This is a genomic window from Microbacterium hydrocarbonoxydans (assembly GCF_023715885.1).
GTDB classification, from domain to species: domain Bacteria; phylum Actinomycetota; class Actinomycetes; order Actinomycetales; family Microbacteriaceae; genus Microbacterium; species Microbacterium hydrocarbonoxydans_C.
Genome location: NZ_JAMBOY010000002.1, coordinates 257,754 through 270,099, shown reverse-complemented (window position 1 = coordinate 270,099; position 12,346 = coordinate 257,754). Strand labels below are relative to the sequence as shown.

Genomic DNA, 12,346 nt, shown 5'->3' with positions numbered 1-12,346 from the left:
CCGAACGTACGTCAGAGCGCGACCTCGACGGAGCCGGTCGCGATGTCGGCGCTGATCACGCGGAGCCGGACGACGGCGCCGGCCACCGTGCCGGGCGGAAGCGGTGCAGATGCCGTGACGGCCGGGTCCGCGATCTGCACCGTGCCGCGCTCGCCCCGGGCCTCCACCACCGTCGCGTCGATCGTCGAGCCGACGAGCGGTGTCAGCAGCGCCGCTTCGACGCAGTTGACCGTCTGGGAGTCGAGCTTCGACGCGCGCTGCCCTGACTCCTGCATGAGGTCCGGGATTCCGGCCAACGACTCCCGCACCCATGCCGGGACCTCGGATCCCTCGGAGACTGCCAGACAGATGGCGAGCGACCAGCGGTCGACGAGCCGACGCAGGGGAGCGGTGGCATGTGCGTAGGGGGCGGCGATCGCGGCCTGCTCTGTCTGGGCGGGCACCGCGCCGTCGAATGTCACGTAGCCCGCGCCCCGGAACAGCGTCGCAGCGGCCTGGAGGACCGGAAGCGTAAGGGGATCGGCACGATCCAGTTCACGCAGGTAGTCGCCGTAGCGACCCGTCGTCCACGGTCGCCCGAGTGCCTCCGTCTGCAGGCGGAACGTCGCGAACGCCTGTTCGTCTGGCTGCGGCATCGTGCGCAGGATGCCGATCTTCGCGTCGAGCATGAGGGATGCCGCGGCCATGCCTGTCATGAGTGAGAGCTGCGCGTTCCACTCCTCGACGGGCAGCGGATGGCGTCGTTCGATGGCGTAACCGCCATCGGCGGTGCGGACGACCTCCTCGTCGGGGAGGTTGAGGCTCGCGCCCCCGCGCAGTCGCTCCTGCTCGATGCGCAGCCCGCCGATCTCGGGGAGGAGGTCGACGGGCCCGCCCTCCCCGCGATCGATCGCAGCTTGAGTCGTCGCGTAGTCGAGCTGCACGCGCGAGCGGATCAGCGCGCGTTCCAGTCGGAAGCCGTCGACGAGTCCCGCTGAGTCGAGGTCGAAGGTCCACACGAGGGCGGGTCTATCCACGCCGGGGAGGAGTGACGCGCGGTCCTCGCTCAGCACCCGCGGATGCAGCGGAATGGATCCGTCCGCCGCGTACAGCGTCTGGCCGCGGCGACGTGCTTCCGCGTCCACCGCGCCGCCCGGCATCACGAAGCCCGGAACGTCTGCGATCGCGTATCGCACGATGTAGCCGGAGCCGCGACGCTCGAGGTGGAACGCCTGGTCGAGGTCGCGGGATCCCTCTGGGTCAAGCGTGGCGAAAGAAATGTCGCGCAGATCGAGTGCCGGCGTCGGCGCGGTCGCCGCTTCCGCCTCGGCGAGGACCTCGCGGGGGAAGTCCGTGGGAGCGTCGAGCGATTCCCGCAGAGCCGCCAGCGCCGAGGCGAGATCGGTCTGCGCGGCGGAGGGGGCGACGTGAGAGCGGCGCTGAGGCATGCCCCCACCCTAGGCGGAGGACCCGACAGGCTTTCCCGGTCAGGGCGACCTCGACGTGGAGGTGTGGCGCGAACGCCTCTACGGCGGATCGTGAACTGCGGGTTGCTCAACAGCTCGGGATCACCAGGTCAGAACGGAGGGTCGGCGTCTCTCGGAGCCGGCGTGACGTTCGTCTCCGGGGGAGTATCGACGTACACACGCCCCGCGGGGCTCGTCCACGCATGGAAGCCGCCGCCCAGATTCTCCACGTGCCACGGGCTGTGATGCTTCAGCACGTGGTGGCGTCGGCACAGCGCCGAGAGATTGTCGGACGAGGTCTCGCCGCCGAGCGCATGGTCCCGGATGTGATCGAGATCGCAGTCTCGGGCGGGGAAACCGCAGCAGGGAAAGCGGCATCGCTGATCTCGAGCGCGCACGAGGCGCTTCAGGTCGGCTGAGGGACGGTAGCGATCGACGGCCACCACGGCGTCCGTCACGGGATGCGTGAGCACGCGATCCCAACCGGGTGCGGAGCCCGCGAGCTGCCGGGCGGTATCCGCGTCGATCGGAGCGTGACCGTCGATCTCGGCGGGGGTCGTGGTGATGCCCATCAGCGTCAGGACCGGCACGGTGATGGATACGGATCCTCTGATCGCGGCCAGGGCGCCGTCAGGGGCGCTGTGTCCGGACGGCGCTCCAGAAAGAAGAAGGTCCAGGGCCAGATCGCTCCGGGCCTGCGCGAGCGTCCTCGTATCGGGAGCGACCTCGAGCATCCGCTCCTGCGACGCGCCAGCCCCGCTCGGAACCGCCCCATGCTCACAGGGGACCGGGACCTCCTCGCGCGCGGTCTTCGCCATGTTGGTGAGCCGATCGAACGCTCCGTGCACCAGCGCAGAGGGTCCGCGCAGCCCGAGTTCCGCCATCCCGTCGCCGAGATCCTTCACCCACACGGCCCGGTCGGCGCGCGCTGCGCGGTGTCGCTCGTCGATCGTGCGTCGCTGATGGCGCTCCGCGATCCGTCGTGCCTGGCGCCGCACCCGGTTGGGTGATTCCTCTGCCGCGTACTCCAGGATCTCGGTGGTGTACGCCTCTCGCTCCGCCTCGTCCTCGAGGTGCATCCCGGCGTCGACGATCGCCCGGGCGTGAGCAGGGGAGATGTCACCCGCTCCTTGCGCTCGCCACACGGCCGGAAAGAGAGTGACGAGGAGGTCTGCATCCGCCATCCGCCGTTGCACCGTGCGATCGCTCACGCGCAGCGCTGCGCCGAACTCCGCCGCCACGGCGCGCACTGCGAGGTCCGCACCGTCGTGGCCGAGGTAGGCCGAACCGTCATCGGTCCGCGCTGCCGCCGCGGTCTCGAGAGCGATCCTATTGCCCAGCGCGAGCAGCCCGTCGCGTGCGGCGAGCAGCGAGGCGATCGTGTGCTCGACCGAGACCAGCGTGTCGGTGACGGCGTCGAGCGCGTCGATCTGCTCGCGGGTCGCGTCGAGGAGGGCTGCCATGACTCGATCCCATCACGCACCACCGACATTCGAGGCCCAGATCACGCCGAAAATCTCGGCACGGGGAGTCGTGTATCGGAGTACCGGTATCCATCGGGCACAGCGCCAGCAAACGGGGCATGCACGACCGCGCATCCTGCCCCGCACCCCCGGGGCACCGTTAGCGTGGAGGCATGACCACTGCTGACAAGGCCAAAACCCTCATCGGACTGTACGAAGCCCCCGAGATCCTGCGCGTCGTGAACGTGTGGGACGTCGTCTCCGCCCGGGCTGTCGCCGCCCTCCCGGAGACGAAAGCGATCGCGACCGCCGGTCACGGGATCGCCGCGTCGTTCGGATACGAGGACGGCACCACCCCGCGTGACGTCATGATCGACATGGTCGGGCGCATCGCGGCATCCGTCTCCGTTCCCGTCACGGCCGACCTGGACGACGGCTACGAGGATGCGGGGGAGACCACCCGACTCGCGATCCAGGCGGGCGTCGTCGGCGCGAACGTCGAGGACCGGCTCAAGCCGTTCGACGAGTCCGTCGCGGTCGTCGAGTCGATCGTCAAGGCGGCGGAGGCCGAGGGCGTGCCGTTCGCGCTCAACGCCCGCACCGATGCCTTCGTGCGCGCCGGGCACCGTCCGGTCGCCGAGAGCGTCGCCGACGCCATCCAGCGGGGCAAGGCCTTCCTCGACGCCGGTGCGACCGCGGTGTTCGTCCCCGGGATGCTCGACGCGGCCGTCACCCGTCAGCTCGTCGAGGGCATCGGCGAGGGCAAGGTCAGCGTGATCGGCCTTCCCGGAGCGCTCGCCGCTTCGGAGTACGAGAAGCTCGGGGTCGCCCGCATCTCCTACGGACCCCTGCCGCAGCGCGTCGCGCTGACCTCCGTGCAGGAGCTCGCCGCGAGCCTCTACGCGGGCGGCGTTATCCCCCAGGGCCTTCCCGCCCTCAACTGACCCCGGGGAGGACGAGTGGCCGCCGGTCACTAGACTTGGCCCGTGGTCACTCGTCTCTCCAACTTCTTCCTCCGTACGCTCCGCGAAGACCCTGCAGGCGCAGAGGTCGCGAGCCACAAACTGCTGATCCGCGCGGGATACATCCGCCCGCAGGCGGCGGGCATCTTCGCGTGGCTGCCGCTCGGACTCCGTGTGAAGGCGCGGATCGAGAAGGTCGTCCGCGAGGAGATGGCCGCTGCCGGTGCGCAGGAGGTCCACTTCCCGGCGCTCATGCCGCGCGAGGCGTACGAGGCGACCGGTCGCTGGGAGGAGTACGGCGACCTGCTCTTCCGCCTCCAGGACCGCAAGGGCGGCGACTACCTGCTCGCACCCACGCACGAGGAGGCCTTCACCCTCCTGGTGAAGGACCTCTACTCGTCGTACAAGGACCTGCCGCTCACGATCTACCAGATCCAGGACAAGTACCGCGACGAGGCCCGGCCCCGCGCCGGGCTGCTGCGCGGACGCGAGTTCACGATGAAGGACGCCTACTCCTTCGACTCCTCGGATGCCGGACTGGATGCCAGCTACCAGGCCCAGCGCGACGCATACGAGCGCATCTTCCAGCGCCTCGGTCTCGAGTACGCCATCGTGCAGGCGGATGCCGGCGCCATGGGCGGTTCCCGCAGCGAGGAGTTCCTCCACCCGACCCCCGTCGGCGAGGACACGTTCGTGCGCAGTGCCGGTGGCTACGCCGCCAACGTCGAGGCGTTCACCACCCCCGTGCCCGCACCCGTCCCGTTCGACGCGGACGCGGCTCCCGTGGTCTTCGACTCGCCCGACACGCCGACGATCGAGACGCTGGTGGCGCACGCGAACGCCCATCTCGACGGCGAGTACACCGCGGCCGACACGCTGAAGAACGTCGTGCTCGCGCTCACCCACCTCGATGGCACCCGTGAACTCGTCGTCGTCGGCATCCCCGGCGACAGGGAGGTCGACGAGAAGCGCGCCGAGGTGGCCTTCGCTCCCGCGGAGGTGGAGACGGCGACGACGGACGACTTCGAGAACAACCCGCTGCTCGTCAAGGGGTACATCGGACCTTGGTCCGAGACGGGTGCCGTGCTCGGCGAGGAGTCAGCCACCGGCATCCGCTACCTCGTCGACCCGCGAGTGAGCGAGGGTACGAGCTGGATCACCGGCGCGAACATCGACCAGAAGCACGCGCACTCGGTCGTCGCCGGCCGCGACTTCGAGGCCGACGGCATCATCGAGATCGCGAACGTGCGCGCGGGCGACCCCGCGCCCGACGGCTCGGGCCCCGTCGAGCTCGCGCGGGGCATGGAGATCGGTCACGTCTTCCAGCTCGGTCGCAAGTACGCCGAGGCGCTGGGCCTCAAGGTGCTCGACGAGAACGGCAAGCTCGTCACGGTCACCATGGGGTCGTACGGCATCGGCGTCACCCGCATCCTCGCGATCATCGCCGAGCTGAACAACGACGACAAGGGCCTCATCTGGCCGGCGTCCGTCGCCCCGTTCGACGTGCAGGTCGTCGCCGCCGGCAGGGACCAGGTCGCGTTCGACGTCGCCGCCGACATCTCGGCCCAGCTCGAGTCCGCGGGGCTCGACGTCCTCTACGACGATCGCCCCAAGGTGTCACCCGGCGTGAAGTTCGGCGATGCCGAGCTCGTCGGCGTCCCGAAGATCGTGATCGTCGGACGCGGCGCCGCCGACGGCCAGGTCGAGCTCTGGGACCGCCGCTCGGGCGACCGCGACACGGTCTCGATCGCCGACGCGGTGAACAGCCTCACGACGCGCTGAGAGTCGATGCCATGACCGACGACCGACTGCCGGACGCGCTGAGCGCCGAGATCAACTCGGTGCTCGACGAGGCGGGGGTTCTCACCGATCGTCGACTCGTCATGCGGATGATGCGCACGGCGATCCAGCTGGGTGAGGACGACACCGAGCGACTCGACCTCAAGATCGCGTCCGCCGCGCTCGCGGAGATGCGTGACGCGTTCCGTCTGTTCGCCCCGTTCCGCGGGGTGCCCAAGGTCACGGTGTTCGGCTCGGCACGAACACGACACGACGACCCGCTGTACGTGCAGGCCCGGGATGTCGCGGCGGCGCTCGCCGAAGACGGATGGATGGTCGTCACGGGAGCCGGCCCGGGGATCATGCAGGCGGCGGCGGAGGGCGCGGGTCCGGCGCTGTCGCTCGGGGTGTCGATCCGGCTGCCCTTCGAGGAGAAGGCGAACATCCTCGTGGCGGGGAGCGACCACGTCGTGGCGATGAAGTACTTCTTCACGCGCAAGCTCATGCTCATCAAGGAGTCCAGCGGGTTCATCTGCCTGCCAGGGGGTTTCGGCACGCTGGACGAGATGTTCGAGCTCCTGACCCTGCAGCAGACCGGGAAGGCGGAGCCGACCCCGATCGTGCTGCTCGACGAGAAGGGCGGCACGTTCTGGGACGGCCTGCGCCGCTTCATCGACGAGACTCTCGAGCCGACCGGCGTCATCTCCCAGGGCGACTTCGACCGCGTCGTCGTCACCGACTCCGTCGATGCCGCCGTCGCCGAGATCGCGGGATTCTGGCGCAACTACGACTCGCTGCGGTGGATCGGCGACACTCTCGTTCTCCGGTTGCGCGCTGAGCCGACGGATGCCGAGATCGACGACCTCAACGATCGCTTCGGCGGGATGCTGTCACGCGGGCGCATCGAGCGGACATCGCCACGCTCACCGGAGGTGGCCGACGACGACGTGCTGCAGCTGCCGCGTCTCGCTCTGCACCTCGATCAGCGTCAGGTCGGCAACCTGTTCCGCCTGATCGGGGCGATCAACTCGCTGTCGACCGCTCCCGAGCCCTGATCCGCTCCGCGAAGGCGGCGAGGTCGACCGCTGCCCCGAGGACCCGCTCGGCCGCCCGGTGCCCGGAGTAGAACGCCGCGCCGACGGTCGCCGGCTCCTCGCCCCAGGTCGCCTCACCGGCGAAGTGCAGCACACCGTCCGCGGGGCCCGCGAGCTCGTCGTGGTCGTGGTGCGACGATCCGACCGCGAGGTGCGAGTACGACCCCACGGAGAAGGGATTCTGCCCCCACCGGGTGATCCACTGCGCGGTCGGCTCCGCGGCATCCGGGTACAGGCGTCGCAGTGCGCCGAGGGCGTCGGCCACGATCTCGTCGTCGGAGAGGTCCTGCATCCGCCTGCCGAGCGGCCCGGCCGCGAAGGTGAGGAGCGTGGGGATGCCGCTGATCGCCGAGACGTCGTACCAGGAGTGCCAGTGCTCCCCGGCCTCGCCGAGGGCGCGCAGCACGTAGCTGTCCTCGCCCCAGAACCTCCCGGGGAACTGCAGGAAGATCTTGTTGAAGACGCCCATTCCGAGGCGGTCGATCGGTCCGGCGATCTCCTCGGGCAGGGCGGGGACGAACTCGATCGTGCCCGCCTTGAGGACTCCGAGGGGCACGGTCACGACCACCGAGTGCGCTTCGTATTCTTCGCCGTGCGCGGTCGCCACGACGGCTCCGTCGGGCGTGCGGGAGACGCGTGTCACCGCGGTGTCGAGCCGCACGTCGAGCCCGGCTGCGATGCGGCGGGGCAGTTCGTCGTACCCACGGGGGAAGATGACCTCGTCGCCGTCGATCCCGTCCTCGTCGAGACCGTGCGCGTCGAGGTCGCCGATCCACGCGCCGCACTGCTCCTCGACCCGGTGACGGAAGAACTCCCGCACCTCGTCGATGCGCTGCGGGGTGAAGCCGGAGCGATCCAGCGCCCGCTCCGTGACGTCGAGATAGGTGTCGCCCGACGACGAGGCGGCGATCTCCTGGACGAGAAGTCGGTCGGCCTGCTCGACGTCGGAGATCCACTGCGCGGTAGCCGCGTCATCCATCGGCGCGCCGTCATCGGTGAAGTTCTCGATCGGCCGCCCGCCGACCTGAAAGCTCCCCACGGTGCACTCGACGGTGGGGATGTCGAGGGCCTGGACGAGGTCCCAGAGAGGCGAGTCGTCGATGCCGTGGATCCAGGAGGCGCCCAGATCGACGGGGAAGCCCGCGGAGCGGTCCGTGTGCATCCGTCCGCCGATGCGGTCCCGAGCCTCGAGCACCAGCACGCGGCGGCCGTCGTCGGTCAGCATCCGCGCCGTCGTCACGCCGGACATCCCGGCCCCGATCACGATGGTGTCGTACGTGCTCACTGATCCTCCTGCGCATCGTGCACCACGCCGGCGCGGTCGCCGCCGTGGCACGGGGTGGTGGGGTCAGGGTATCGTGGTACGGATGTCGCGCGTGCGAACCGGCGCGACGAGAGCTGAATAGGGAGCCGTCATGGATATCGAACTGAGCCTGCTGCGTGGGATCGAGAAGGAGAAGGCGATCCCCTTCGACGAACTCGTCGCGATCATCGAGCAGGCCATCCTGACCGCCTACGCCAAGCATGTCTCCGCTGACGGGGCGACGCCCGAGGGCGTGCGGGTCGAACTCGACCGTCGCACGGGCCACGTCGCCGTGCTGCAGGTCGTCAAAGACGACGAGGGTGCGGTCATCGGCGAGGAGGAGACCACGCCGGACGACTTCGGACGCATCGCCGCCTTCGCCGCCAAGCAGGTCATCAGCCAGCGCCTCCGCGACATCGCCGACGACGCCGTCCTCGGTGAGTTCCGCGGCAAGGAGGGCGACATCGTCGCCGGTGTGATCCAGCAGGGACCGAATCCCCGCATGATCCACGTCGACCTCGGCTCGGTCGAGGCCATCCTCCCGCCCGAGGAGCAGGTGCCCGGCGAGGAGTACGCCCACGGTTCGCGTCTGCGCGTGTACGTCACGAGCGTCGCGAAGGGCCTCAAGGGCCCGCAGATCACGGTCTCGCGCACCCACCCGGGTCTCGTCCGCAAGCTCTTCGCGCTCGAGGTGCCCGAGATCGCCGCAGGACTCGTCGAGATCGTCTCGCTCGCCCGCGAGGCCGGCCACCGCACGAAGATCGCCGTCAAGGCGAACGACCCGTCCATCAACGCGAAGGGCGCCTGCATCGGCGAGCTGGGACGCCGCGTCCGCGCCGTCACCGAGGAGCTGGCGGGGGAGAAGATCGACATCGTCGACTACAGCCCCGAGCTCGCAGCCTTCGTCGCGAACGCGCTGTCGCCGGCCAAGGTGACGAGCTCGTTCATCCTCGACGCGGGCACGAAGGCCGTCCGCGCGCTCGTCCCCGACTACCAGCTGTCGCTCGCGATCGGCAAGGAGGGGCAGAACGCCCGACTCGCCGCCAAGCTTACCGGCGCGAAGATCGACATCCAGCCGGACAGCGTCCTGGATTGACCCCGGCTGCACGCCCGACTCGCGCCCTCGGCGCGATCAGGGCGGGAACACAGGTGTAAGATGGAAGCCGTACGAACGTGCGTCGGTTGCCGCACGCGTGCTCCCCGCTCCGCCCTTCTCAGGGTGGTGTCCCAGAACGACACCCTCGTCATCGATGAGCGTGCTGTGCTGCCGGGGCGAGGCGCGTGGGTGCATCCGACGCAGGAATGCATGGATGCCGCACTCCGGCGACGTGCTTTCGGACGAGCACTGCGCGTGTCCGGCCACCTGGACACGCAGACCATCGAGAAACAAAGGCTGAACAGCTATGGAAACAAAGTGAACGGCTCGAAATGAGACCCGTCCGCGACTAGTGGTCTGCCCTGTCTGGGCAGACCGACCCCAGACAGGAGAATTGTGGCTGGTAAACCACGCGTACATGAGATCGCCGCTGAATTCGGCGTCGACAGCAAGGTCGCACTTGCGAAGCTCAAGGAACTCGGGGAGTTCGTCAAGAGCCCCTCTTCGACCATCGAACCGCCGGTGGCGCGCAAGCTGCGCGCCGCGATCGAGGCCGACCCCTCTCTGAAGCCCTCGGCCGAGGCGGCACCCGCAGCCAAGCCCGCGGCGAAGCCGGCTGCGGCGAAGTCCGCCGCACCGACCCCCGGTCCGAAGCCCGGCCCCAAGCCGGCTCCGGCCCCCGAAGCCCCGGTCGCCGCTGCACCGGCCGCGCCGGCTGAGGCTCCTGCGGCGACCCCGGCCCCTGCACCGGCTGCCAAGCCGGGCCCCGCCGCGCCGAAGCCGTCCGACGGCGCGCCCAAGCCCGGCGCGCCCCGCCCCGGCAACAACCCGTTCTCGTCCGCGCAGGGCATGGGCCAGCGTCCCGCCGGCCCCCGTCCGGGCAACAACCCCTTCGCCTCGGCGCAGGGTATGGGCCAGCGCCCCACGCCCGGAAACATCCCGCGCCCGCAGGCCCCGCGCCCCGGCGCACCCCGCCCCGGTGCCCCGCGTCCCGGTTCGCCGCGTCCCGGCGCACCCCGCGGCGGTCAGGGCGGTCGTCCCGGCGCTCCGTTCCAGCAGCGTCCGGGCGGTCCCGGTCGTCCGGGCGGCGCAGGCGGCCCCGGTGGCCCCGGCGCACGTCCCGGTGGCGGCGGCTTCGCCGGTCGTCCCGGTGGTGGCGGTCGCGGCCGTGGCCCCGGCGGTGGTACCGCCGGCGCCTTCGGCAAGGGCGGCGGCAAGAGCAAGCAGCGCAAGTCGCGGCGGGCGAAGCGGCAGGAATTCGAGATGCGGAGCGCTCCCGTCGTCGGTGGCGTCAACGTCACCCGCGGTAACGGGGAGACCATCCGCATGCGCCGCGGCGCGTCGATCGCGGACTTCGCCGACAAGATCGAGACGCTGACCGGCTACACGGTCCAGCCCGGCACGCTCGTGACGATCCTCTTCAACCTCGGCGAGATGGCCACGGCCACCGAGTCGCTGGACGAGGCGACGTTCGAGGTGCTCGGCGAGGAGCTCGGCTACAAGATCCAGATGGTCTCGCCCGAGGATGAGGACAAGGAGCTCCTCGAGGGCTTCGGTCTCGACCTCGAGGCCGAGCTGGAGGCGGAGAGCGAAGACGACCTCGAGATCCGTCCCCCGGTCGTCACCGTCATGGGTCACGTCGACCACGGTAAGACCCGACTGCTCGATGCCATCCGTCAGACCAACGTCATCGAGGGCGAGGCCGGCGGCATCACCCAGCACATCGGCGCCTACCAGGTGTGGACCGAGCACGAGGGCATCGAGCGTGCGATCACCTTCATCGACACCCCGGGTCACGAGGCGTTCACCGCCATGCGTGCCCGTGGTGCGCAGGTCACCGACCTCGCGATCCTCGTGGTCGCCGCTGACGACGGCATCATGCCGCAGACGGTGGAGGCGCTGAACCACGCCCAGGCGGCGAACGTGCCGATCGTGGTCGCGGTGAACAAGATCGACAAGCCCGAGGCCAACCCGGCCAAGGTGCGCCAGCAGCTCACCGAGTACGGCCTCGTCGCCGAGGAGTACGGCGGCGACGTCATGTTCGTCGACGTCTCGGCTCGTGCGGGCACCGGCATCCAGGAGCTCCTGGACGCCGTGCTGCTCACGGCGGACGCCGGTCTCGACCTGACCGCCAACCCGAACAAGGCCGCTCGCGGTGTCGCCATCGAGGCGAAGCTCGACAAGGGCCGCGGTTCGGTCGCGACCGTGCTGATCCAGTCCGGAACGCTCCGGGTCGGCGACGCGATCGTCGCGGGTACCGCGTACGGACGCGTGCGGGCGATGGCCGACGAGAACGGCGAGCAGGTCCTCGAGGCCTACCCGTCGCGCCCGGTGCAGGTGCAGGGTCTGAACTCCGTGCCCCGCGCCGGTGACGTCTTCATCGTCACCGAGGAGGACCGCACAGCCCGCCAGATCGCTGAGAAGCGAGAGGCGGTCGAGCGCAACGCCCAGCTGGCCAAGGCCCGCAAGCGCATCTCGCTCGAGGACTTCACCCGCGCACTGGAAGAGGGCAAGGTCGAGTCGCTCAACCTCATCATCAAGGGCGACGTGTCCGGTGCCGTCGAGGCGCTGGAGGAGTCGCTCCTCAAGATCGAGGTCGACGACTCCGTGCAGCTGCGGATCATCCACCGCGGCGTCGGCGCGATCACCGAGTCTGACGTGAACCTCGCGACGATCGACAACGCGATCATCGTGGGCTTCAACGTCCGCCCCGACACCAAGGCGCGTGAGCGCGCTCAGCGCGAGGGCGTGGACATCCGCTTCTACTCGGTGATCTACAACGCGATCGATGAGATCGAGAGCTCGCTCAAGGGCATGCTCAAGCCGGAGTACGAAGAGGTCCAGTCGGGCGTCGCCGAGATCCGCGAGGTGTTCCGCTCCTCGAAGTTCGGCAACATCGCCGGTGTCATCGTGCGTTCGGGAACGATCACGCGCAACGCCAAGGCCCGCGTCATCCGCGACGGCGTCGTCATCGCCGATGGTCTCGCCATCGAGTCGCTGCGTCGTTTCAAGGACGATGTCACCGAGGTGCGTACGGACTATGAGGCCGGTATCGGCCTCGGCAAGTACAACGACATCCAGATCGGCGACGAGATCGAGACCACCGAGATGGTCGAGAAGCCTCGCGGCTGATCGGGCTCGATATCTTCGGGCGTCCTTCATGCCGGCTCCTGAGCGAGCGGAGCGAGACGAAGGGCGCCCGAA

9 protein-coding genes are annotated in these 12,346 nt (G+C 69.6%); 6 read left to right on the top strand and 3 right to left on the bottom strand.

Going from position 1 to position 12,346, the window contains the following annotated elements; genetic code table 11:
- Window positions 1-11: 11 nt before the first annotated feature.
- Window positions 12-1,427, bottom strand: a complete 1,416-nt coding sequence (locus M3195_RS05655; RefSeq protein WP_251585574.1) for an RNB domain-containing ribonuclease — start codon at window positions 1,425-1,427, stop codon at window positions 12-14.
- A 128-nt stretch (window positions 1,428-1,555) separates the two neighbouring features.
- Entirely contained in the window at window positions 1,556-2,908 is a 1,353-nt protein-coding gene (locus tag M3195_RS05650) for an HNH endonuclease signature motif containing protein (RefSeq protein ID WP_251585573.1), read from the bottom strand.
- Between the two features lie 173 nt (window positions 2,909-3,081).
- On the opposite strand from M3195_RS05650, the gene M3195_RS05645 reads away from it, so the two are divergent.
- Genes M3195_RS05645 through M3195_RS05635 form a run of 3 tightly spaced genes read left to right on the top strand, consistent with a single transcriptional unit; the run spans window position 3,082 to window position 6,704 of the window.
- Window positions 3,082-3,852, top strand: coding sequence for an isocitrate lyase/PEP mutase family protein (locus tag M3195_RS05645; RefSeq protein ID WP_251585572.1), 771 nt, complete (start codon window positions 3,082-3,084; stop codon window positions 3,850-3,852).
- A gap of 42 nt (window positions 3,853-3,894) precedes the next feature.
- Window positions 3,895-5,652 (top strand): proline--tRNA ligase, encoded by a 1,758-nt coding sequence (locus tag M3195_RS05640; protein WP_251585571.1) that lies wholly within the window; start codon window positions 3,895-3,897, stop codon window positions 5,650-5,652.
- Window positions 5,653-5,663: 11 nt separating this feature from the next.
- Window positions 5,664-6,704 (top strand): LOG family protein, encoded by a 1,041-nt coding sequence (locus M3195_RS05635; RefSeq protein ID WP_251585570.1) that lies wholly within the window; start codon window positions 5,664-5,666, stop codon window positions 6,702-6,704.
- Here M3195_RS05635 and M3195_RS05630 read toward each other — a convergent pair.
- Complete coding sequence (locus M3195_RS05630; protein ID WP_251585569.1) at window positions 6,673-8,028, bottom strand: flavin monoamine oxidase family protein; 1,356 nt, start codon at window positions 8,026-8,028, stop codon at window positions 6,673-6,675. The genes M3195_RS05635 and M3195_RS05630 overlap by 32 nt on opposite strands.
- A gap of 130 nt (window positions 8,029-8,158) precedes the next feature.
- On the opposite strand from M3195_RS05630, the gene nusA reads away from it, so the two are divergent.
- From nusA to infB, 3 genes are read left to right on the top strand one after another with little or no spacing between them, the layout of a single operon-like run.
- The gene (gene nusA, locus M3195_RS05625) at window positions 8,159-9,142 is read left to right on the top strand and encodes a transcription termination factor NusA (protein WP_251585568.1); all 984 of its coding nucleotides are present in this window, start codon (window positions 8,159-8,161) and stop codon (window positions 9,140-9,142) included.
- 60 nt (window positions 9,143-9,202) lie between these two features.
- Window positions 9,203-9,478, top strand: a complete 276-nt coding sequence (locus tag M3195_RS05620) for a YlxR family protein (protein WP_285885485.1) — start codon at window positions 9,203-9,205, stop codon at window positions 9,476-9,478.
- A 60-nt stretch (window positions 9,479-9,538) separates the two neighbouring features.
- The gene (infB, locus tag M3195_RS05615) at window positions 9,539-12,274 is read left to right on the top strand and encodes a translation initiation factor IF-2 (protein WP_251585566.1); all 2,736 of its coding nucleotides are present in this window, start codon (window positions 9,539-9,541) and stop codon (window positions 12,272-12,274) included.
- Window positions 12,275-12,346 lie beyond the last annotated feature (72 nt).

Bases quoted from the DNA above. Each gene is read 5' to 3' on its own strand.
- M3195_RS05620 (WP_285885485.1), top strand. From the start codon at position 9,203: ATGGAAGCCGTACGAACGTGCGTCGGTTGCCGCACGCGTGCTCCCCGC.
- M3195_RS05635 (WP_251585570.1), top strand. From the start codon at position 5,664: ATGACCGACGACCGACTGCCGGACGCGCTGAGCGCCGAGATCAACTCG.
- M3195_RS05645 (WP_251585572.1), top strand. From the start codon at position 3,082: ATGACCACTGCTGACAAGGCCAAAACCCTCATCGGACTGTACGAAGCC.
- M3195_RS05655 (WP_251585574.1), bottom strand. From the start codon at position 1,427: ATGCCTCAGCGCCGCTCTCACGTCGCCCCCTCCGCCGCGCAGACCGAT.
- nusA (WP_251585568.1), top strand. From the start codon at position 8,159: ATGGATATCGAACTGAGCCTGCTGCGTGGGATCGAGAAGGAGAAGGCG.
- M3195_RS05650 (WP_251585573.1), bottom strand. From the start codon at position 2,908: ATGGCAGCCCTCCTCGACGCGACCCGCGAGCAGATCGACGCGCTCGAC.